This is a genomic window from Oleisolibacter albus (assembly GCF_003336875.1).
GTDB classification, from domain to species: Bacteria; Pseudomonadota; Alphaproteobacteria; order Azospirillales; family Azospirillaceae; genus Niveispirillum; species Niveispirillum album.
The window spans coordinates 23,915-45,301 of record NZ_QGNJ01000022.1 but is presented as its reverse complement, the minus strand read 5'-3'; the positions used below and the strand labels follow the sequence as shown (position 1 = coordinate 45,301).

The window sequence follows — 21,387 nt, the reverse complement described above, 5'->3', positions numbered from 1 at the left end:
CTTCCGCCGCGGCCCTATTCCGCGGCCAGCCCGCCGCCCGCCGCCTGCGCACGGGCCTGGGTGCCGCGGGTGAAGACCCGGTCACCGGCCAGCACATCGGCCGGGGCATGCTCCGGCCCGCCGGCCAGACGGTCATAGAGCGGGCCGAAATCGGCACCCGTCGCCTGGAACAGCTGGTCATAGCTGTCGATGACGAAATAGGTCTGCTGATAATCATCGATGCGGTAGCGGGTGCGCATGACCCGCTCGAGATCGAAGCCGATGCGGTTGGGGGACGGGTCGTCCACGGCATAGGGCGTTTCCCCGGCCGAGGACAGGATGCCGGCGCCATAGACGCGGATCCCACCGTCCTGGCGGATCAGGCCGAACTCCACCGTGTACCAGTAGAGCCGGGCCAGATTCTCCATGCGGCCCAGGCGGCGGGCCCGCAGCCCGCCCTGGCCATAGGCCTGCATATAGTCGGCGAACACCGGGTGCAGCAGCAGCGGCACATGGCCGAAGAAGTCGTGGAAGACGTCCGGCTCCTCCAGATAATCCATCTCCTCCGGGCGCCGGATCCAGTTGGTGACGGGGAAGCGCCGGTTGGCCAGATGCGCGAAGAAGGCCTCTTCCGGGATCAGGCCGGGCACGGCCACGATCTGCCAGCCGGTCGCCCGCTGCAGCCGGTCGCTGGCGCGGCGGAAATCGGGGATGCCGTCGCCGGCCTCCAGCCGGGCCAGACAGTCCATGAACTCCCGCGCGGCGTAGCGGGGCAGCAGCCGCGATTGCCGCTGGTACAGGCTGCGCCAGCGCCCATGCTCGGCGGCGCTGTAGGTCGCCCACCCCTGGTCGATGCTGAAATCCGCCGCCATGGCGGAATAATCGCCACGCAACGGTTTGCCGGTCTTGCCGGAGCTGGCGGTCTGCTGCTTGAAGCCGTCCCCCGCGTCGCTGGCCTTGGTCATGAGCCTGTCTCCTCCCGATCTGTCATGCCGGCCGGTCAAGGGACGAGCCTTGGCGGCCGGCGGTCCGCGGGTTCATGCCCGCCTGCGCCCGGCGCGCGATGACGCAGCCCGGCGGTTTCTTCATGGTCCGCAATTTTACCGCGGGCGGAGCGCCATATCCTTGCGATCCCGGCCGGGTGGGTCCGGCCGGGGGCAAGGTCCTGCCGCCCGGTGCTTCACCGGCGCAATCTTTTGCCGGGGGCCTTTTGCCGGGGGCCTTTTGCCGGAGGGGCCTTCACCGGCCGATATCGGCGGCGGGGCAAAGGCCGGGTCAGCGCCCCAGCAGATCGTCCAGGATCTCCCGGTGATGGTTGAACACCAGCGAGAAATGCCCCTCGCCGGGCAGGAAGCGGGCCTTGGCCCCGGGGATCTGGGCGGCATACCAGCGGCCGGCGGCCGGCGGCACGGTGCGGTCCGCCAGCCCGTGCCAGATGCTGACGCGGCCGCCGATGCCGGCCGCCGCGAAGCCCCAGGGGGCGGCATAGATGCAGGCATCGTCCAGCGGCCCGTCCACGCCCGTGCGCAGCGCCTCGCGCCAGCCGGCCACCAGCCGGCTGCCGAACTGGTTCTGCATCAGGTCGGGCGTGGCGTAGGGCAGGCCCAGGCCCCGGCGCAGCAGCCGGGCCAGGGCCACGGGGTCGCGCCCATTGACCAGCCGGCGCGCCATGTGGGCGGTCATGCGCAGGGCCCGCGGCCGGCGCCCGAGATTGAGCAGCAACCCGGCCGGGCTGCCGGCTTCCCAGCCCAGCCCCGGCGGCCCCAGCGGACAGACCAGGGCCGTGGCCGTCAGCCGGTCGGGGATGGCATAGGCGCAGGCGGCGGCATAAGGCCCGCCGCCCGACATGCCGACCAGGGCCACCCGGTCCAGGCCGAGGGCATCCAGCAGGGCGGCCACATCGGCCGGCCAGTCCAGCAGGGTGCGGCCGGGCCGGGCATCGGACAGGCCATAGCCCGGCCGGTCCGGCGCGATCAGGCGGACCCCGCGCAGCGGCGGCATCAGGCCGGGCTCCAGCCGCGAGCTGGGATAGCCATGGAGATAGACGACCGGCGGCCCGTCCGCATCGCCATAGCAGGCATAGCCCAGCCGGCGCCCGTCGGGGAGCATAACCGTGGCGTCGTGACGGGACCCGGCCGCGGGCGGCCGGTTCGGTGCAGTGATGCGGCTCATCCCCAGCACGTGGCGTGTCCCGGCCCCGCTGTCCATGCTCCCGGAAGGATAACAGGAGAAGATGACGGGTTTCGGGCGGTCACCGCCCCAGCGGCAGGGCCGTGCCGTGCTTCACCACGTCCAGCACGAAGCTGGACCGCACATCCTTGACGCCGGGGATCTGCAGCAGCCGGCGCATGCTGACCTCGGCGAAGGCGTCCAGGTCGGGCACCACCACCTGCAGCAGATAATCCATGGTGCCGGTCATGACGAAGCAGGACACCACTTCGGGGATGCGCTCCACCGCCTGGCGGAAGCGGGCATCGCCTTCGGCGTTCTGGTCGATCTTGACCTCGACAAAGGCCACGACGCCGAAGCCGAGCCGGCGCCGGTCCAGCAGGGCGGCATAGCCCTGGATATAGCCCGCCTCCTCCAGATCGCGCACCCGGCGCAGACAGGGGCTGGGCGACAGGCCCACCTGCTCGGCCAGATCCACATTGGACAGGCGCCCATTGCGCTGGAGCGCGTCCAGGATGCGCAGATCTGCCGCGTCGAGTGCCGGTTTGGCCACGGGGTTCCTCCCTGATTATGTTTCTTGGTGAATTATTGCGCCAGCCTGCCGATTCCCGATGAAGTTCGCAAGGACATGCCCCCATGCCCGGCCCTATCCTTGCGGAAAAGCGACCGCGCCCGCGTGGTCGGAACACAGCAGGAGGAAACGATGGCCGACGGCATGGCGACACCCCCGGCGTCACCGGCAAGCCTGTGGGACAACCCGGCCGGCACCGACGGGTTCGAATTCGTGGAATTCACCGCCGAGGATACGGGCGCACTGGACCGGCTGTTCCTGTCCATGGGCTTCACCCGGGTGGCGCGCCACCGGTCCAAGGCCGTCAGCCTGTACCGCCAGGGCGACATCAACTTCATCCTCAATGCCGAACCGGACAGCCTGGCCCGGCAGTTCGCCCGGGCCCACGGCCCCAGCGCCTGCGCCATGGCCTTCCGCGTCCGCGATGCCGCCACCGCCCTGCGCCGCGCCGTGGAGAACGGCGCCACCGTGGTTCCGGGCACCGCCGGCCCCATGGAGCTGAACATACCGGCCATCGGAGGCATCGGCGGCAGCCTGATCTATCTGGTGGACCGCTACACCAGCCCCAGCATCTACGACATCGACTTCGTGCCGGAGCCGGGCGTGGACCAGCACCCGGCGGGTGCCGGGCTGAGGCTCATCGACCATCTGACCCACAATGTGCGCAAGGGCCGGATGGACCATTTCTTCGATTTCTACGGCAAGATCTTCAATTTCCAGCAGATCCGCTATTTCGACATCAGCGGTGAATATACCGGCCTGACCAGCCGGGCGCTGACCGCCCCCTGCGGCAAGATCCGCATCCCCATCAATGAATCCAAGGCCAGCGAGGGGGATGAGAAGATCGACCAGATCCAGGAGTTCATCCGCGATTACAAGGGCGAGGGCATCCAGCATGTGGCCCTGCTGACCGACGACATCATCCACACCTTCGACACGCTGAAGGCCAATGGCGTGGCCTTCATGACGGCGCCGCCGGAGACCTATTACGAGATGCTGGACGAGCGGCTGCCCGGCCATGGCCAGGATGTGGCGGCCCTGCAGCAGCGCGGCATCCTGCTGGACGGCAAGGACAACCGGCTGCTGCTGCAGATCTTCACCCAGACGGTGATCGGCCCGATCTTCTTCGAGATCATCCAGCGCAAGGGCGATGACGGTTTCGGCGAGGGCAACTTCAAGGCCCTGTTCGAGAGCATGGAGCGCGATCAGATCCGCCGCGGCGTGCTGAAGGTGTGATCCCGTCCGGCCGGCCGAAGACCCTGGCCGGGATAAGACCGCGGCAGGGATAAGACCAACCTGCCTAAAGGTTGAGCTTTAGGCGGGTTGGAGGCCGGCGACCGTCGGCCCGCGCATCCCTGTGCGCGCAAGCCAAGCTGCCGGAGGCAGCGCCCGGCGACGGAGGGAACCTGAAATCTCCCGGTCACGATCAAGGGAGATGGGTATAAGACCGCGGCCGGGACATGTGTGACAGGGAAAGGGCGGAGCCGGCGGGGTCCGCCCTTTTTCGTCGCCGCCCCCTGGCCGTCCGGCGGCGGCCATGCTTTAACCCTGGGCCAGCAACCCCCAGGCCCGAGGCTCCATGTCCGAGGAAAACATCACCGACCGCCTGCGCCGCCGCGCCGCCCGCGCCCGTGAGCGCTATCCCGAGCAGGCGGACGACCCCGCCACGCTGGTGGGCGGGCTGATCGTGGATTACGAGGCCGCGGCCACGGAGATCGAACGGCTGCGCACCGCGCTGACCGACCTGTCGCGCCAGGCCCTGCGCGCCGCGCTGGGACCGGGCTGAGGACAAGGCCGGCGCCGGGTGGCCGCCGGGCCGGGAATTGGGGGCTGGACGGGTCCGGCGATCCCGGGCAAGAAGGTCGGGCACGCCGGTGGCGGACCAATGACCACCGGACCAGACCAGGGAGGACCCGCCACATGACCGCGCTTTATCTTGAGGATCTCCAGCCCGGCCAGCGCTTCACCAGCGCCACCCACGCCCTGACGGCGGACGACATCAAGACCTTCGCCGCCGCCTTCGATCCCCAGCCCTTCCATCTGGATGAGGAGGCCGGTGCCCGCTCCATCTTCGGCGGGCTGGCCGCCAGCGGCTGGCATACGGCGGCCCTGACCATGCGCCTGATGGTGACGGGCGATGTCCGCATCGCCGGCGGCTTCGTCGGTGCCGGGGTGGACCTCACCTGGCCGCACCCGACACGGCCGGGCGACACGCTGCAGGTCTTCACCGAGGTGGTGGAGGTCACGCCGTCGCGCAGCAAGCCCGACCGCGGCATCGCCGTCCTGCGCAGCGAAACCCGCAACCAGCGGGGCGAGGTGGTGCAGCGTCTGACCTCGCGCATGCTGGTGCCCCGCCGGCCGGCCCGGCCCTGAACGGGACCGGCCACCACAGCCGTTCCAGCGATGGCTCCGCGCCGGAACGGTTCCGCGGGAAAATTCATAGAAACATACCAATACTTAAATATGGCAGCCACTTTGCCGCACCCGATGCGCAGCAATATTAAATAAAGGCCTATTCTCGCACTGCGCCTTCTTGTCTATCCTTCCAAGCACACTGGCTGAGGATTTGATCATGCTCCAGACAAGAAGGCGTTTATCATGCTTGAGACGACGAAGAATGCCGAACTCTCGCAGATCATGGAGCGGGAGTTCTGGCAAAAGGTCCAGGATGCTTTCTCCCGCGCCACGGGACTGGCAGCAGTAACCGTTGACACGCGTGAGCCGGTGACCGAGGGCAGCGGTTTCACCCGGTTCTGCATGGACGTGATGCGCAAGAACCCGGAAGGCGCCCGCCGCTGCAATGCCTGCGACCTGAAGGGCGGCGTCCAGTCGCGGGAAAGCGGCCGCTGCGCCATCTATGACTGCCATGCCGGGCTGACCGATCTGGCCGCCCCCATCATCGTCAATGGCCAGCTGGTCGGCTCGCTGACCGCCGGCCAGATCCTGCCCGGCGCCCTCGATGAACAGAAACACACGCGCTATGCCCAGGAGCTGGGCATCGACCCGGAGACCTATCTGGCGGCCCTGCGCCAGGTCAAGGTGGTCCCGCGTGAGCAGATCCAGGCCGCGGGCGAGCTGATGTATCTCATCGCCTCGCGCATGGGCGATTTCTGGTACCAGAGCCGCTCGATCAGCGCCATTTCCGACTGCATCCAGGAAGACATGCAGACATTGTCGGCCTCGTCCGAGCAGTGCCGCACCCAGAGCGAGGCCGTCCAGGCCGGGCACGAGACCCTGTCGGCCAATCTCGACCGCATCGACACCTCGGTCAGCGATATCCTGCGCGTGCTGGAGGCCATCACCACCATCGCCCGCCAGAGCAAGATGCTGGGCCTCAACGCCTCCATCGAGGCGGCACGGGCCGGCCAGCAGGGCCAGGGCTTCTCCGTCGTGGCCAAGGAGGTGCGTGCCCTGTCGGAAAACTCGGCCGACACCGCCCGCCAGATCGGCGCCCTGACCACCGGCATCCAGAAGGTGCTGAACGACATCCAGGAGCTGGGCCGGAAGCTGGAGGGGCGCCTGCAGGCCCAGCGCAGCGCCGTGGACACGCTGCAGACCCAGTGCGGCAAGGTCAGCGCCTACGCCACGGAGATCGGCGCCCTGGCCGGCGCCCGCCGCGCCGGCTGACCCCGGGCACCCGCGTCATCCGCCACCGCAGCGGATGACGCGGGCACCCCGCCTCTGAAAATCCGGCCCATGGCAGCACATCCACGGACCACGAGGACCACGGGGACCGCGCCCGCGGACGGACGCGATCCCACGAAAGCCAGTTCGGTGAAAATTCGCTCGCTCACCCTGTCGAACGCCGCCCAAACCCGCTCCGGAGGCGATGGGACGAAGGCGACCACTGCTTTCAGCAAGCCGGGTGGGCAGATGACACTGGGGCGAGGGCGCCCACGCGATCAGGCGAACTCCCTTTCGCTCAGGCTTCCCGCCTGCCGGTCCAGCCAGCTGCTGTCGGACCAAGCGTCCAGCACCGAGTCCGGGATTGCCCACCAATGCCAGCTGCCTTCATGGTCGAGAGGACGGCGCCACGGTGTGTAACGCTCACGCCAGTCATAGCGCCGCTCAAGGGCGCCTCCGTGAACGCAGTAGGTCCTGGCAATGCCCCCCCGCGTCACCCGGAGCACGGTTTCATGACGCCCCTCCACTAAGCCCATAGCGCACGCGAACTTGGCGCCCCATGATCTGAGCTTGAGGATGCTGGCGACAAGGTTCCGCCGGACCGGGGCAGCCCTTATCAGCACTTTGCGCAATACGGGGTCATGGGGCCGGGTGGACGCGATCCAGGCCAAGGCCCCCGCCAGACGATGGTTGCCATTCGCACAGGTGGCCGCGCCGCCGACGCAGGAGAGTTCCAAGATGCCTCTCGCGCCTTCGGCGGGGAAAGGCCTGTCCAAAATATCGCTGTCGAAATAATCGAAGACACCGTGGGTCCAGCCACGGCCGTGGACTCCCTTGTTCACGACCGTCCGCCAAGTGTCCCGGTTCCCCAGAAGTCCGTCTGCTCTGCCCAGCGCAACCACGGCCTGGATAGGCACGTCGATAAAGCCATAAAGCACGGGGGGCATCGCGATCGCACACGAGTTCCCGAAATGCCCCCAGGCTGAACGGCTGCGGAGAGTAGCTGTCGAGCAGTACCTCCGTGTCAAGGAGCGGGACCCGGCACTCACGCATGCGCTCGCGGATCAGGGCTATGGGGGTGGGCAATGGATCGGCTGACATGCGTTGGCCCAAAGGTCTGTGATGAGAAGCGGGCTTCCACTGCATCAGAACGGCTCCAGAACCATGCACTGGCCCTGCGAATCCGGCCGGACCATCAGAATTTCAGCGGCCCCATGGTATCCGCCAAGGAGCATGAGGGCGCCGTCACCGGTGCGGTATCTAATCTCCTGGAGATCGGCAGGGTTGATCACGATAGCGGCTGTGGCGTGCTTCCCGACGTTGCGGAGCCAGACGTTCGGGGACGGGAAACCGGAGAAGGCGTAGGCCGCCTTCCGACCGCCAAGCCCCACCGCGTCCAGCTTGGCCGCCGATGGGCGGATGTGGATCCAACCGGGCTTGCCACCCGTTCGGCTGGCACCGTCACGAACCATCTCCAAGGCCTGTGCCGGAGTCGTGAAATGGACAACCGGCTCCCTCATGACGGCCTCCCACCTCTCCCTGGTCAGCCGCCGGGGCCAGTAACTTGGCATCTCAATGAGCAACGGCAGGACAGCGGACAGGGCTAACCACTGCCAAGGCAATCGCAGCAAAACCACAGCCAGCGCGAGCACCGCTGCCGCATAAAATTGATGTTTCAGACTCCAGAGCATCACGGAAACCCATTTGGAAACGCGCATGCTCGCCTCATGACGCCAGCGGATTTCTATTGTGACTCCGCAGAGGTTGTGGCCGCCGTCTCAACGGCGGCCACCTCCTTGGCGCGCAGCTTCACCAGCGCAGCCTGTGGGGCCAGGGCTGCCGAATGGCCGTCGCTGCCTCGGGGAATAGGGCGCCCAGCGACTCCCCCCTCACACGTCCAGGTTGGCCACCTTCAGGGCGTTTTCCTGGATGAAGTCGCGGCGGGGTTCGACCAGGTCGCCCATCAGGGTGGAGAAGACCTGTTCGGCATCGTCCACGTGGCTGATCTTGACCTGCAGCAGCGAGCGGTTGGACGGGTCCAGCGTGGTCTCCCACAGCTGTTCCGGGTTCATCTCGCCCAGGCCCTTGTAGCGCTGGATGGTCAGGCCCTGGCGGCCCTGCTCGATCACCGCTTCGAACAGCATGGCCGGGCCGGTGACGCTGCGCAGCTCCTTGACCCGGTGGCGCAGCACGCCGGCCCCGGCATAGGTGGCCTTCACCGCCTCGGCCATGGCGTCCAGGCGCCGGGCCTCGGGGCTTTTCAGCAGATCGGCATCCAGCTCGTGCCGGTGGGTGACGCCGCGGCGGGTGCGCAGCAGCACATAGCCGCTGCCCGTGGCCTCGCCACGCCAGCCGCCGATGCTCTCGTCGCTGCTGCCGGCGGCCAGCACGTCGCCGGCGGCACGGGCGCGGGCAGCCTCCTGCGCGTTCAGGCGGGCGGCCACGGCGGCGGCCATGGCGGCGGCGGCGGCATGGTCGTCCACCAGCCGGGCCGACAGCCCGCCCAGCACCGCCGCCTGTTCCACCACCTCGCGGCTGCCGGCGCGGCGCATCAGCGACAGCACGGCGGCACGGGCCGCACGGCCCTGCTCCACCAGCCCGCGCAGGTCGTCGCCGGCCTTCACCGTGCCGTCGGCCAGGGTATAGGTCACGTCCTCGGTGCCCTGGCCGATCAGGTAATCCTCCAGCGCCCGGTCGTCCTTCAGATAGCGCTCCTTGGCCGTGCCGCGCTTCACGCGGTAGAGCGGCGGCTGGGCGATGTAGAGATAGCCGCGCTCGATCAGCGCCGGCATCTGCCGGTAGAAGAAGGTCAGCAGCAGGGTGCGGATGTGCGCGCCGTCCACGTCGGCGTCGGTCATGATGATGACCTTGTGGTAGCGCGCCTTCTCGACGTCGAACTCCTCGCGGCCGATGCCGGTGCCCAGCGCCGCGATCAGCGTGCCGATCTCGGCCGAGGACAGCATCTTGTCGAAGCGGGCGCGCTCCACGTTCAGGATCTTGCCGCGCAGCGGCAGGATGGCCTGGTTCTGGCGCGAGCGGCCCTGCTTGGCCGAGCCGCCGGCCGAGTCACCCTCGACGATGAACAGTTCCGACAGGGCCGGGTCGCGCTCCTGGCAGTCGGCCAGCTTGCCGGGCAGGCTGGCCATGTCGAGCGCCCCCTTGCGCCGGGTCAGTTCGCGCGCCTTGCGCGCCGCTTCCCGCGCGGCGGCGGCCTCCACCACCTTGCCGACGATGCGGCGGGCATCCTGGGGATGCTCCTCGAACCAGGTGGACAGGGCCTCGGCCGCGATGGCCTCCACCACCGGCCGCACCTCGGAGCTGACCAGCTTATCCTTGGTCTGGCTGGAGAATTTCGGGTCGGGAACCTTCACCGAGATGATGCAGGTCAGGCCCTCGCGCATGTCGTCGCCGGACAGCGCGATCTTCTCCTTCTTCAGGATGCCGCTTTCCTCGGCGTACTTGTTCACCGTGCGGGTCAGGGCGGCGCGGAAGCCGGCCAGATGGGTGCCGCCATCCCGCTGGGGGATGTTGTTGGTGAAGCAGAGCGTGTTCTCGTGATAGCTGTCGTTCCACTGCAACGCCACTTCGACGCCGATGGCGACGCCGACATCGCTGGGCCGCTCGCCCTTGCAATAGATGGCGGGCTTGTGCAGCGCCGTCTTCAGCCGGTCGAGATACTGGACGAACGCCTCCAGCCCGCCCTCGTAATGCAGCTCCACCGTCTTGGGCTGGGCGCCGCGGGCGTCGGTGAAGACGATCAGCACGCCGGAATTGAGGAAGGCCAGCTCGCGGAAGCGGTGTTCCAGCGTGGTCCAGTCGAACTCGGTCTTGGTGAAGGTCAGCTTCGACGGCAGGAAGGTGACCTCGGTCCCCGTCAGCGGCTGGCCGGCCTTGCGGCCGCCGGTCACGATGGGGGCCTCGCCCACCGGCTTCAGCGGGGCCACGGCATCGCCATGGACGAAGCGCATCTCCCACACCCGGCCCTGGCGCCAGATGCGCAGATCCAGCACCTCCGACAGGGCGTTGACCACGGAGACGCCGACGCCGTGCAGACCGCCGGAGACCTTGTAGCTGTTCTGGTCGAACTTACCGCCGGCATGCAGCTGGGTCATGATGACCTCGGCCGCGCTGACGCCCTCGCCCTGGTGCAGGTCCACCGGGATGCCGCGGCCATTGTCGCGCACGGTGACGCTGCCGTCGGAGTTCAGGGTGATCTCCACCCGGTCGGCATGGCCGGCCAGCGCCTCGTCGATGGCGTTGTCCACCACCTCGTAGACCATGTGGTGAAGGCCGGACCCGTCATCGGTATCGCCGATATACATGCCGGGGCGCTTGCGCACGGCGTCCAGGCCCTTGAGGACCTTGATCGAGCTGGCGCCGTACTCCTCCACCTGCGGGGACGTCTGGGCGGAGGTGTTCTCGGTGTTCGTCGTCATGCGGGGGAGCTTACCAGATCGGGCGGAAAAGACGTCTGAAAAGAGGGCAGACCATACTAGATTTTGACCGGGGACAGGCGGGAATCCTCCACCCGCAGATGGGTGGCCGCCTCCCCCAGTTCAGCGAAAACCTCGGCATCGGTACCGGTCAGCCAGGCCTGGGAGCCGGCGGCCAGGATCTCGGCGAACAGGGCGCTGCGGCGGCCGGCATCCAGATGCGCCGCCACCTCGTCCAGCAGCAGCAGCGGCGCCGTCCCGGTCTCGGCCTTCATCAGCCGCGCATTGGCCAGGACGATGGCGATCAGCAGCGCCTTCTGCTCGCCGGTGGAGCCCAGCGCCGCCGGCATCGCCTTGGCCCGGTAGGTCACGGCCAGATCGCTGCGGTGAGGGCCGATGGCGGCGCCGCCCATGTCGGCATCCAGGCGGCGGTTGTCGCGCAGGGCCTGACGCAGGGCCTCCTCCGCCTCCAGCGCCGGACGGCCGGCGACGAGATCATCGACCCCGCCCTCCAGGGCCAGGCCGGGCGCCGGGAAGGGACCGACGCCCTGGGCCGCCGCCGCTTCCAGCCGCGCCGCCATGTCGGACCGGGCCACGGCCACGGCCACGCCCAGCGTGGCCATGCGGTCCTCCAGCACCGACAGCCAGGCCGGATCGGCCGGCCCCTCGCGCAGCAGCCGCGCCCGTTCGCGCAGGGCGTTCTCGTACTGGGACAGGCGGCCGGCATGGGCGGGATCGAAGCCGAACACCAACCGGTCGAGGAAGCGGCGCCGGCCCGACGCCGCTTCCAGGAACAGCCGGTCCATCTGCGGCGTCAGCCAGACCACCGACACGTGCCGGGCCAGCGCGATCTGGCCCTTGGCCGGACGCCCGTCGATATGCACCAGCCGGCGCTCGCTGTCGGGTCCGGCGCCGGGATCGCGGCCGGTGCCGATCTCCACCGGGCCAGCCGGGGTTTCCACACTGGCGGCCACGGCCCAGCCGGGGCCGGTCCAGTCGGCGCCGCCGCCACGCCGCTCGATCTCGCTCAGTCTGGCCCGGCGCATGCCGCGGCCGGGGGCCAGGAAGCTGACAGCCTCCAGCAGGTTGGTCTTGCCGGCCCCGTTCTCCCCCGTCAGCACCACGGGGCGCCGGTCACACTCCAGCCGCGCCGCGGCATAGGAGCGGAACCGGCTCAGGGTCAGGCGGGTGACGGCAAGGACAGGCAGACAGGACATGGGGATCGTCGAACCGCGGGGACCGGTCACTCGCCCGCACGGCCGGGCTGGGGGGCGATGCGCGAGGTGGCGCCGCCGGGCCGGGCGATCTCCACCATGGTCTCCAGCCGCGTCAGGCGCTTCTCATGGTCGGCCAGGGTGCGCAGCGCCTCCCGCCGCAGAACGGCGGGCCGGGGCCCGCCGTCATCGCATCCCGGCCGGCCGGGGGCCGTCGGGACCACACCCGCCCGGATCACACCCGCATGGGCATCAGCACATAGAGGGCGGAACCGTCGGCCACGTCGCGCACCACGGTGGGGCTGCCGGGGTCGGCCATCATGAAGCGGGCGCCGTCGCCCTCGATCTGGCCGGTGATGTCCAGCAGATAGCGGCTGTTGAACCCGATCTCCAGCGGGGCGGCGTCATAGGCCACCTCCAGCTCCTCCGTGGCCGAGCCGGCCTCCGGCGAGTTGGCGGACAGCGTCAGCACATTGCGGTCCAGGCTCAGCTTCACGGCCCGGCTCTTCTCGGTGGAGATGGTGGCGACACGGTCCACGGCGGCGGCGAACAGCTTCGGGTCCACCTCCAGCGCCTTGTCGTTGCCGGCCGGGATCACCCGCTCATAGTCGGGGAAGGTGCCGTCGATCAGCTTGCTGGTCAGGGTGATGCTGTCGAAGGTGAAGCGCACCTTGGTGTCGCTGAGCTGGACCTCGATGCGGTCGGCCGCCTCGTCCAGCAGCTTGCGCACCTCCAGCACGGTCTTGCGCGGGACGATGACGCCGGGAATGCCCTCCGCCCCGTTGGGCAGGGCCATCTCCACCCGGGCCAGACGGTGGCCGTCAGTGGCCACGGCGCGCAGCACGGCAGGATCGCTGCTGCCGGCCTTGGGCTTGGCGGCATGGATGTAGATGCCGTTGAGGTAATAGCGCGTCTCTTCGGTGCTGATGGCGAACTTGGTCCGGTCGATCAGCATCTTCAGGTCGGCGGCACCCAGCTCGAACCGGTGCGGCAGGTCGCCCTGCGCCATCTGCGGGAAATCCTGCACCGGCAGCGTGCCCAGCTTGAACTGGGAGCGGCCGGAACGCAGCGTCAGCAGGTCCCCCGTGGCATCCAGCTCCACCTGGCTGCCGTCCGGCAGCTTGCGGGCGATGTCGTAGAGCGTGTGCGCCGGAGCCGTGGCCGAGCCGGGGCGGGCGATCTCCGCCGGCACGCTTTCCACGATCTCCAGGTCCATGTCGGTGGCGGTCAGCGACAGCTCGCCATTCTCGGCCCGCAACTGCACGTTGGACAGGATCGGAATGGTGTTGCGCCGCTCAACGACGCTCTGCACATGCCCGAGGGACCGAAGCAGGGCCGCACGCTCGATGGTGATCTTCATCTAGGGTCCGGTTGGTTATTGCCGCCGCACCACCGTGAAACCGGGGCCGCGTGGACTGACGTTGCCTCTCCAAACCCCGCCGGCCAGGACCGGAGGGGGCCGTACCATAGCATAAGGATGGGCCTGGAACAGAGTTTTGGTTGTCCGGCAACAATCAAACCTGGGCCGGGGCGGCTGCCCACGGCTGGGCACCGGCCCGTCAGCTGGCCGGCATCAGCTCCACGGGGCCGCCGCCGGCCAGATGGCGCAGGGCGCGGCGGAGAGCGGGATGCTCCTTGCGCCAGACGCGGGTCAAGGGCGTCAGCGTCACCGCCCAGCCGCGGGCCGTGCGGCGGTGGCTCCAGGTCGCCACCACCCGGCCCTGGCGCAGCACCACGGCGCTGATCCAGCCGGCCGTGCGGTAGACGGCCGGGCGGAACCGCTCCTCCAGATACTGGCCGGTGTCGGCATGGGCCAACAGCCAGGGATCGAACAGCGGCAGCACGGTGATCTGTCCCTCTTCCGGTGCCGCCTGCCGCAGCGCCACCTCGTCCGCCGCCAGAATCCAGGCAGGCCGCCCGCCCTCCAGCGCCACGGCCAGCAGCTCCGGCGCCAGATCGCCGAAGGCCTGGCGCACCGGCTCGGCGGGGAGCCCGGTGAATTTGCGGAAATCGGCGGGCGCCGCTGGCCCGTAGACGGCGAGGTAGCGCCGCAGCAGGTCGGCCAGGGCTGCCCGCGGGTCCGGCATCGGCGGCACCGCCACCCAGCCCGGCAGATGCACGAACAGCGCCTCACGTTCCGCCTCACCCGCATCCGGCGCGGCGGCGTCGGCCAGGCCGCGGGGGCTGTGGCAGACATGGCCCAGGGCGCAGGCCAGCTTGATGACCCCGCCCCAGCTGTGCTCCAGCCAGGGTCTTGCCCACTCGCCCAGCACCGGCACCAGCCGGCGCGACAGATCCATGCGGCTGTGCGGCCCATGCTCGGCCAGCGTGGCGGCGATGGCGGCCACCAGCTGCTCCACCTGCTCCGGGCTCAGCCCCTCCCGCGCGTACCAGCGGCCATAGGCCCCGACCTGGAGCCGGCGCAGCGCCAGGATCAGCCCGAGATCGGCCGTGGGCGTGAGATGCAGGGTCGAGCGCTGGGCCCACAGCTTGACCAGGGTCCGGTCGGTGGCCAGCGCCCGGCGCATATCGGGATCGTCATGGGCGGCGGTACGGGCCCGCAGCTGCAGCAGGGCGGCGGAATGCACCTGGGCCTGGGCGCCCAGAAGACTGGCGGCCGCTGTCAGCGGACCGTCCGCCGGTCGCGTCAGATGCTGGCGCTCCAGCCGGAAGGCCAGCGCCTGCACCAGGGGAACGGGCAAGGCAGGGATGGGGGACAGGATCGCCTCCGCCGGCAGGAACGGAATGGCAACAATGACCGCGTGCCCCGATCCTGGCAAGGCCGATACCGGCAAGTCGAAGAGTGGCAGGGACGGCCCGTGCGCCCCCCGCCTGCTGCGATCCCTACTCCGCCAGCATCAGCGGATCGGCCGAGGGTTCCAGGTGGGTGAAGCGGGCCGGCTTGCCGTAGAAGCGGGTGGCCAGGGCCGTGACCCGCGCCGCATCGCCTGTCGTGAAGAAGCGCACCGGCCCATGGTCCCGGCGGTCGAACTCGGGATGGCGCCGCAGATAGGCATCCAGGCTGCGCACGGTGAGGTCGGGCTGGGACAGGATCTCCACCCCCGCCGGCAGGGCCTCGGCGAACAGGTCGGCCACCAGCGGATAATGGGTGCAGCCCAGCATGACGGCCTGGGGACGCGCCCCGCCCAACTGCTGCTGCAACGCTCCGACATAGCGGCGCACCGCCGCCACGATCTCGTCCCGCGGGGCATCGGCCTCGATCAGCGGCACCAGATCGGCGCAGCCCTGCTGCACCACCCGCACCTCCGGCGCGCGCTTGTTGATCTCCCGCGGGAAGGCCTCGCTGCGCACCGTCAGCGGCGTGGCGAAGATGGCGATGGTGCGCGGCTCCCCCGCCAGCCGGCCGGCGGGGACATCCGCCATCCAGGGCACGCCGGTGATGGCCTCGACCATGGGCACCAGCACCCCCAGCACGCGGCGGCCGGGCCAGGCCTGATCCAGCCAGGTCTGCTGCAGGCGGCGCAGCGCCAGGGCCGATGCCGTGTTGCAGGCCAGGACCACCAGCTCCGCCCCCTGGCGGAACAGCCGGTCCACCCCGTCAACCGTCAGGCGGTAGACCTCCTCGGGCGTGCGGTTGCCATAGGGCGCCGCGGCATGGTCGCCGAGATAGAGGAACTGCCGCTCCGGCATGGCCGCGTGCAAGGCCCGCAGCACCGTCAACCCGCCATGGCCTGAATCGAAAACGCCGATCATGGAAATTGTCCGTGGAATGCCCGTCCTGCCGCCTGCCCCGCCCGCGCCCCCGTGGGACCCCGGCGGATGATCGGGTTTAGCACGGGATTCCGGCAAAGGAAGGGCGTTCCCCGTGACCTTGCTCCGCGGCCGGCGCATCGCATGGCCGTGAGCCGGTCCGGCCCCGGCCTTGCCTAAGCGGCCGGGCTGTGCCTAACTCCCGTCGACCGGAGTACCCGGACTACCCACGGTGGAGAGCGCCGCCCGCCATGTCCCTGCAGTTTCCGTCCGTCCGTCCGCTGTCCCTGAGCGCCGCCCTGGGCGCGCTTATCCTGACACTGCCGCTGACCCTCGGCCCCGCCGCCGCCCAGACCCTGGGCGACATCGCCAAGCAGGCCGACCAGCCAAAGGCCACGGCCAAGCCGCAGCCCGCCCCCAAGGCCCCGACGCTGGGCGATGTGGCCAAGCAGGCCGAGGCGGCCCCGCACGCCGCCGCCACGCCGCGTCCCGCCACCCTGCCCGCCCTGCCGACCCTGGGCGACGTCGCCAAGCAGGCCGAGGCGGCCCCCCACGCCGCCGCCACGCCGGGCTGCGAGCGCCCGAAGCGGCCGGAGCGCGCCGTCGACGGCCGCGCCGCCTCGGAAGCGGAGATGCGGGCCGCCCAGGCCGAGGTGAAGACCTTCGTCGAGCAGTCCACCGCCTTCAACGCCTGCATCGACCAGCTGGTGAAGGAAAATTATGCGCGCATCACCGCCGGGGAATATCTGGCCCTGGTGCGGCAGCAGGATCTGACCTTCGTGCTGATGCAGGCGGTGGCCGACCGCTTCAACGAGCAGCTGCGCCTGTTCAAGGCCCGCGGCCAGTAGCACCGGCCGGGCCGGCCGGCCGGCAGGTGTAACGGCAGGTCAGACATAGGCGATCAGGCGCCCCAGGATCACCACCGCAGCCCAGAGCAGCAGCGACAGGCCAGCCTGCACCCGGTGCCGTGACGTCGGCCAGCCCGGTCCGTCTGCCCGGTTCCGGTGCAGACCGCCATGGAACAGCACGGCATTGACGATCCCGGCGGCAACCAGCACCAGCTTCGGCAGGAAAACGGGATTGTCGAGCAGGGCCGTAGCATCGGCCGCCGCCAGGACCAGACCGCTGGCCAGGGCCAGCACCAGGCCCCCAGCGGCCAGCGGCACCGCCACCGTTGCCACGGCCTGCGCAGCCTCGGCGCCGGCATGGCGCATCAGGCTGAGATCCAGCGTGGCGATCCCGCCCAGCAGCAGCGCCATGCCCAGCAGATGCAGCACGTTGGCGGCGGGATAGAGCCAGGGCAGCGACCGCGCCGCCACCCCCAGCGCCGAGGCTTCGGCCCAGCCCGCCAGCGCATCCATGCCGGCCCTTACCGCAATTCGACGGTCTTGCCGCCGACGCGGATGCGTTCGGCCCGGAATTCGGCGGGATCATCCCGGTTGGGATAGGCGTCCAGCGACACAGGCAGCCCGGGGCGCAGATCCGCTTCCGGCAGGCCCCGCCCCTGCATGCGCGACGGCGGCGCAAGCACCACCTCCACCGGCTTGCCCTGGTGCTGCAACCAAATCGTGACATGCGGATTGCCCCAGGATACGCGCTCCACCGCTCCGTCGAGGGTCACCGTGGTGCCGCTGTCATAGGATCCCCAGCCATGATGGGCCAGGGCTGGCAACACCGGTGAGACGGCAAGAACGGCCGCCGGAGCCAGGAAACCGAGCACAAGGGCGCGAAGGATCGGGGGCATGGGCCATCTCCTGTCCACGGGGGCGGACCCGGGACATGGGGTCGCGCCCGCGGCCCGTCAGGCCTGTCAGACGGGGCAATCCTTAAGGTCAGGTCGCGGCTGCATGGAAAATGGGCTGCGCCGGGCACACCCTTCGTTTACCTTATTGTCCTAAAGCGTGGGGTGGAACCAGCATCCGGGGTAGCCATGTTTGCCGCCATTGGCCTGTTCGGCGTGTTTTTCTGCGTGTTCGGCGGCTACGTCATCTTCGGCGGCAAGATCGGCATCATCGTCGAGGCCCTGCCGAAGGAGGTCATGATCATCGGCGGTTCCGCCGTGGCCTCCTTCCTCATCGCCAACTCGACCCATGTCATTAAGCAGTCGCTGGGCGATGTGAAGAAAATCTTCGGCGGATCCCGGTTCCATAAAAAAGAATACATGGAGCTGCTGGCGCTCCTGTACCAGATCCTGAAGACGATGAAGACAAAGGGCGTTCTCGCCATCGAGCAGCACATCGAAAAGCCGATGGAGAGCAACATCTTCAACGCCTATCCCACGGTAATGAAGGATTCTTTTACCATCAAGTTCATCGCCGATTATCTGCGCATGTTCTCCATCGGTGTCGACAACCCGCACGAGATGGAGTCGCTGATGGAACAGGAGCTGGACAAGATCAAGCACGAGGCCATGCACAGCTCCCACGCCATCCAGACCATGGCGGACGCCATGCCCGCCCTGGGTATCGTCGCCGCCGTGCTGGGCGTGATCAAGACCATGGCCAGCATCACCGAACCGCCGGAGGTGCTGGGCAAGCTGATCGGCGGCGCCCTGGTGGGCACCTTCATGGGTATCTTTCTCAGCTATTGCATCGCCGCGCCCATCGCCTCGCGGCTGAAAGCCATCGTCGAGGAGGAGATGCAGTTCTACAATGTCGTCCGTGCCGCCGTGACGGCGCATCTGGCGGGCTACGCGCCCCAGGTCTCCATCGAATCCGCCCGCAAGAAGGTGCCGTCGGACTACATGCCCGACTTTGCCGAACTGGAAGAAGCCCTGTCCCAGATCAGCTGAGGGTCCCGAGCGGCCCCGAGCGGCCGCTCCTCCGCTGCCGTGCCTGCCGTCTCCTGCCAGCTCTGCGTGTGGTACAGGCCCGCACGCTGCAAACGTGATTTATCGCAGTCCTGCCGCCGCGATCCGCTGTTAGACTATAGCGAATCGATACGAATAAGGGGGAGGATGCACCATGATCCCGAGCTATGCCGACCTCGAGAACCGTCGCAATGCCCTTGCCACGGCCGAGATGCTGCTGGACAGCGGCTGCGTGCGTTTCGACACCACCATGCCCTTCGCCGCCGCCAGCGGGCTGGAAAGCCCGCTGCATGTGGATATCCGCGGCCTGCTGGGCTTTCCCGACCGCCGCCAGCGCCTGCTGCGCCTCGCCCTGGATGAGATCGAAACGGAAATCCAACCCAGGAGCCTGGACGCCATCGCCTGTCCGACCGAGGGGCCGGGCGTGGCCATCGCCACATTGCTGGCCGACCGGCTGTGTCTGCCGCTGCTGTTCGTGCGGCGCTGCCCGTCCTGCGACCCGCACAAGCACGATGTGGAAGGCCGGCTGGAACCGGGCTGGCGCGTACTGCTGGTGGAGCAGCTGGCGACGGACGGCCAGCGCAAGGCCGCCCTGGTGAACACGCTGAACGCCGCCGGCGCCGTGGTCACCGACCTGTTCGTGGTGTTCCAATACGGTGTCTATGACGCCATCCACGAACATCTGGCCCCACTGGGCGTGCGCACCCACGCGCTGGCAAGCTGGTGGGACATTCTCGAGGTGGTGGCTGCCAACCCGCGGCTGCCGCCGGAAGCCCTGGGCAGCATCCGCGCCTTCCTGCACGATCCGTCCAGCTGGCACCGGGAGCCCATGCCCGGTCGCGTGCCGGCCTGAACGACAGCCCTCGATAGGCCCCATCCTGGTGGCGCCAAGCGGGCCGTGGCCATAGCGAACGACGGTCACGGCCCCTGGCGCCGATGGAGCAAGCTCCCCATCTCCTCCTGCGATCCTCCGCTGACACGGCGGTGGATTTTGGCCGCCGATGCGGTCAGATTATTCTGCACAAAGGCCGAAAACAGAAGCGGCCAGACAGAATCACAACAGGAGGAAACCCGGATGTTGCGTGGCCTGATGATGGACCGCCCGCTGCTGACCACGGCCCTGCTGCGCCACGGCGCGCAGAACCATGGAGGCGCCACCGTTGCCTCGCGCTTCGCCAAGGAGGCGCCGCACAGCTACACCTACCGCCAGGCCTGGGGCCGGACCCAGCAATTGGCCCATGTGCTGCTGGAGCTGGGGGTCAAAGGGGGCGACCGCGTCGGCACCCTGGCCTGGAACGACCATCGGCATTTCGAGCTGTACTATGCCGTGCCGGGCATCGGTGCCGTCTGCCACACCATCAATCCACGCCTGTTCCCGGAACAGATCGTCTACATCATCAACCACGCCCAGGACCGCTGGCTGTTCGTCGACCCGATGTTCCTGCCGCTGGTGGAGAAGCTGTGGCCGCAGCTGAAGGGCGTCGAGGGCGTGGTGCTGCTGACCACACCGGAGCTGATGCCGCAGGAGAGCAGCCTGCCGACCCTGCTCTGCTACGAGACGCTGCTGGCCGCCACCCCGCCTGCCTTCGACTGGCCGGAGTTCGACGAGAACACGGCCTGCGGCCTCTGCTACACCTCGGGCACCACCGGCAATCCCAAGGGCGTGCTCTACAGCCACCGCTCCTCGGTGCTGCATGCCTATGGTTTCCTGACGGCGCCCGGCATCAACATCAGCGCGGCCGACGTGGCGCTGGTGGTGGTGCCGCTGTTCCATGTCAACGCCTGGGGCTATCCCTATGCCGCCCCCATCATCGGCACTAAGCTGGTGCTGCCCGGCCCCAAGCTGGACGGCCGCAGCGTCTATGAGTTGATGGAGCAGGAACAGGTCACCGTCTCCTCCGGCGTGCCGACAGTGTGGCTGAACCTGCTGGCGCATCTGCGCCAGAGCGGCGCCCGCTTCAGCAGCCTGAAGCGGGTCACGGTCGGCGGCTCCGCCCTGCCCAAGGCCATGCTGGAGGAGTTCGAGAGCGTCCACGGGGTCGAGTGCTTCCAGGGCTGGGGCATGACCGAGATGAGCCCCATCGGCACCGTCGGCGCCCTGTCGCCGCAGGAACTGACCCTGCCGCTGGCCGAGCAGCATGAGCGCAAGCTGAAGGCCGGCCGCTCCCTGTTCGGGGTTGAGATGGAAATCATCGGTGCGGACGGCACCCCCCAGCCCCATGACGGGGAAGCCCGCGGCGAGCTGGTGGTGCGCGGCCCCTGGATCACCAAGGGCTATTACAATGACGAGGCCGCCAATGATGGCGCCTTCACCGACGATGGCTGGTTCCGCACCGGCGACGTGGCCACCATCGATACGACGGGCGCCATGCAGATCGTCGACCGGGCCAAGGACGTCATCAAGTCGGGCGGTGAGTGGATCAGCTCCATCGATCTGGAAAACGCCGCCATGGGTCATGATGCCGTTCAGGAGGCCGCCGTCATCGGCGTTCCGCATCCGAAATGGCAGGAGCGGCCGCTGCTGGTCATCGTCCGGCGTCCCGGGGAATCCCTGGAGAAGGACGAGTTGATGGCGTTCCTGGAAGCCCGCATCGCCAAATGGTGGCTCCCCGACGATATCGTCTTTGTCGATGACCTGCCGCACACGGCCACGGGCAAGCTGCTGAAGACGGAGCTGCGCCGGCGCTTCGCCAACCATGTGCTGCCCACAGCGGTGCAGGCCGCCGAGTAGCGGCTGCCGGCACTGACCCTTGGGTCTCAACGGGGTTTGAGGGGGGGTATGGACGGGCCACGACATCGGGCGTGAATTGGTTCACATGGAGAATCTGCACGAAAGGAGTATTCATGATGCTCCTCCCCCCCTCCATTGGCGCCCGG

At 68.7% G+C, this 21,387-nt stretch carries 21 protein-coding genes; 8 read left to right on the top strand and 13 right to left on the bottom strand.

The window, feature by feature from the left end:
• Positions 1-14 precede the first annotated feature (14 nt).
• From phhA to DK368_RS20200, 3 genes are all read right to left on the bottom strand, one after another.
• Positions 15-944, bottom strand: coding sequence for a phenylalanine 4-monooxygenase (gene phhA, locus DK368_RS20210; protein ID WP_114395788.1), 930 nt, complete (start codon positions 942-944; stop codon positions 15-17).
• A 310-nt stretch (positions 945-1,254) separates the two neighbouring features.
• A complete protein-coding gene (locus tag DK368_RS20205) occupies positions 1,255-2,151 on the bottom strand; it encodes an alpha/beta fold hydrolase (RefSeq protein WP_240002590.1) in 897 nt (298 codons plus the stop codon).
• Positions 2,152-2,230: 79 nt separating this feature from the next.
• A complete protein-coding gene (locus DK368_RS20200) occupies positions 2,231-2,701 on the bottom strand; it encodes an Lrp/AsnC family transcriptional regulator (RefSeq protein WP_114395786.1) in 471 nt (156 codons plus the stop codon).
• 150 nt (positions 2,702-2,851) lie between these two features.
• Between DK368_RS20200 and hppD the strand changes: the two genes are divergently transcribed.
• The 4 genes from hppD to DK368_RS22350 all read left to right on the top strand — a co-directional run bounded on the left by hppD (position 2,852) and on the right by DK368_RS22350 (position 6,346).
• The gene (gene hppD / locus DK368_RS20195) at positions 2,852-3,955 is read left to right on the top strand and encodes a 4-hydroxyphenylpyruvate dioxygenase (RefSeq protein WP_240002588.1); all 1,104 of its coding nucleotides are present in this window, start codon (positions 2,852-2,854) and stop codon (positions 3,953-3,955) included.
• Positions 3,956-4,298: 343 nt separating this feature from the next.
• Positions 4,299-4,505 carry a hypothetical protein gene (locus DK368_RS20190; RefSeq protein ID WP_114395785.1) on the top strand — a complete coding sequence of 69 codons (207 nt, stop codon included), beginning with the start codon at positions 4,299-4,301 and terminating at the stop codon, positions 4,503-4,505.
• 134 nt (positions 4,506-4,639) lie between these two features.
• Positions 4,640-5,092, top strand: a complete 453-nt coding sequence (locus DK368_RS20185) for a MaoC family dehydratase (RefSeq protein WP_114395784.1) — start codon at positions 4,640-4,642, stop codon at positions 5,090-5,092.
• A gap of 225 nt (positions 5,093-5,317) precedes the next feature.
• A complete protein-coding gene (locus DK368_RS22350) occupies positions 5,318-6,346 on the top strand; it encodes a PocR ligand-binding domain-containing protein (RefSeq protein ID WP_114395783.1) in 1,029 nt (342 codons plus the stop codon).
• Positions 6,347-6,621: 275 nt separating this feature from the next.
• Here DK368_RS22350 and DK368_RS20175 read toward each other — a convergent pair whose 3' ends face one another.
• From DK368_RS20175 to murI, 8 genes are all read right to left on the bottom strand, one after another.
• On the bottom strand, positions 6,622-7,281 hold the full coding sequence (locus tag DK368_RS20175; protein WP_155524656.1) for a hypothetical protein: 660 nt from the start codon (positions 7,279-7,281) through the stop codon (positions 6,622-6,624).
• 207 nt (positions 7,282-7,488) lie between these two features.
• Positions 7,489-8,061, bottom strand: coding sequence for a hypothetical protein (locus tag DK368_RS20170; RefSeq protein ID WP_114395781.1), 573 nt, complete (start codon positions 8,059-8,061; stop codon positions 7,489-7,491).
• Between the two features lie 171 nt (positions 8,062-8,232).
• Positions 8,233-10,779 (bottom strand): DNA topoisomerase (ATP-hydrolyzing) subunit B, encoded by a 2,547-nt coding sequence (gene gyrB, locus DK368_RS20165; RefSeq protein WP_114395780.1) that lies wholly within the window; start codon positions 10,777-10,779, stop codon positions 8,233-8,235.
• A gap of 56 nt (positions 10,780-10,835) precedes the next feature.
• Positions 10,836-11,993, bottom strand: coding sequence for a DNA replication/repair protein RecF (recF, locus tag DK368_RS20160; protein WP_114395779.1), 1,158 nt, complete (start codon positions 11,991-11,993; stop codon positions 10,836-10,838).
• Between the two features lie 26 nt (positions 11,994-12,019).
• Positions 12,020-12,214, bottom strand: a complete 195-nt coding sequence (locus DK368_RS20155) for a hypothetical protein (protein ID WP_155524655.1) — start codon at positions 12,212-12,214, stop codon at positions 12,020-12,022.
• An 11-nt stretch (positions 12,215-12,225) separates the two neighbouring features.
• A complete protein-coding gene (gene dnaN / locus DK368_RS20150) occupies positions 12,226-13,350 on the bottom strand; it encodes a DNA polymerase III subunit beta (protein WP_114395777.1) in 1,125 nt (374 codons plus the stop codon).
• Positions 13,351-13,549: 199 nt separating this feature from the next.
• A complete protein-coding gene (locus tag DK368_RS20145; protein ID WP_162306121.1) occupies positions 13,550-14,692 on the bottom strand; it encodes a winged helix DNA-binding domain-containing protein in 1,143 nt (380 codons plus the stop codon).
• A gap of 142 nt (positions 14,693-14,834) precedes the next feature.
• Complete coding sequence (gene murI, locus DK368_RS20140) at positions 14,835-15,704, bottom strand: glutamate racemase (RefSeq protein WP_114395775.1); 870 nt, start codon at positions 15,702-15,704, stop codon at positions 14,835-14,837.
• 248 nt (positions 15,705-15,952) lie between these two features.
• On the opposite strand from murI, the gene DK368_RS20135 reads away from it, so the two are divergent.
• The gene (locus DK368_RS20135; protein WP_114395774.1) at positions 15,953-16,549 is read left to right on the top strand and encodes a hypothetical protein; all 597 of its coding nucleotides are present in this window, start codon (positions 15,953-15,955) and stop codon (positions 16,547-16,549) included.
• Positions 16,550-16,588: 39 nt separating this feature from the next.
• Here the strand turns inward: DK368_RS20135 and DK368_RS20130 are convergent, their stop codons facing one another.
• Both DK368_RS20130 and DK368_RS20125 read right to left on the bottom strand, forming a co-directional pair.
• Entirely contained in the window at positions 16,589-17,062 is a 474-nt protein-coding gene (locus tag DK368_RS20130) for a DUF6644 family protein (RefSeq protein WP_114395773.1), read from the bottom strand.
• A gap of 8 nt (positions 17,063-17,070) precedes the next feature.
• Positions 17,071-17,445, bottom strand: coding sequence for a DUF6152 family protein (locus DK368_RS20125; RefSeq protein ID WP_193552326.1), 375 nt, complete (start codon positions 17,443-17,445; stop codon positions 17,071-17,073).
• Between the two features lie 186 nt (positions 17,446-17,631).
• Between DK368_RS20125 and motA the strand changes: the two genes are divergently transcribed.
• The 3 genes from motA to DK368_RS20110 all read left to right on the top strand — a co-directional run bounded on the left by motA (position 17,632) and on the right by DK368_RS20110 (position 21,241).
• Positions 17,632-18,492, top strand: a complete 861-nt coding sequence (gene motA / locus DK368_RS20120) for a flagellar motor stator protein MotA (RefSeq protein WP_114395772.1) — start codon at positions 17,632-17,634, stop codon at positions 18,490-18,492.
• A gap of 172 nt (positions 18,493-18,664) precedes the next feature.
• Positions 18,665-19,363: an orotate phosphoribosyltransferase gene (locus DK368_RS20115; RefSeq protein ID WP_114395771.1), complete on the top strand. Its 699-nt coding sequence runs from the start codon at positions 18,665-18,667 to the stop codon at positions 19,361-19,363.
• 222 nt (positions 19,364-19,585) lie between these two features.
• On the top strand, positions 19,586-21,241 hold the full coding sequence (locus DK368_RS20110) for a long-chain-fatty-acid--CoA ligase (RefSeq protein ID WP_114395770.1): 1,656 nt from the start codon (positions 19,586-19,588) through the stop codon (positions 21,239-21,241).
• Positions 21,242-21,387 lie beyond the last annotated feature (146 nt).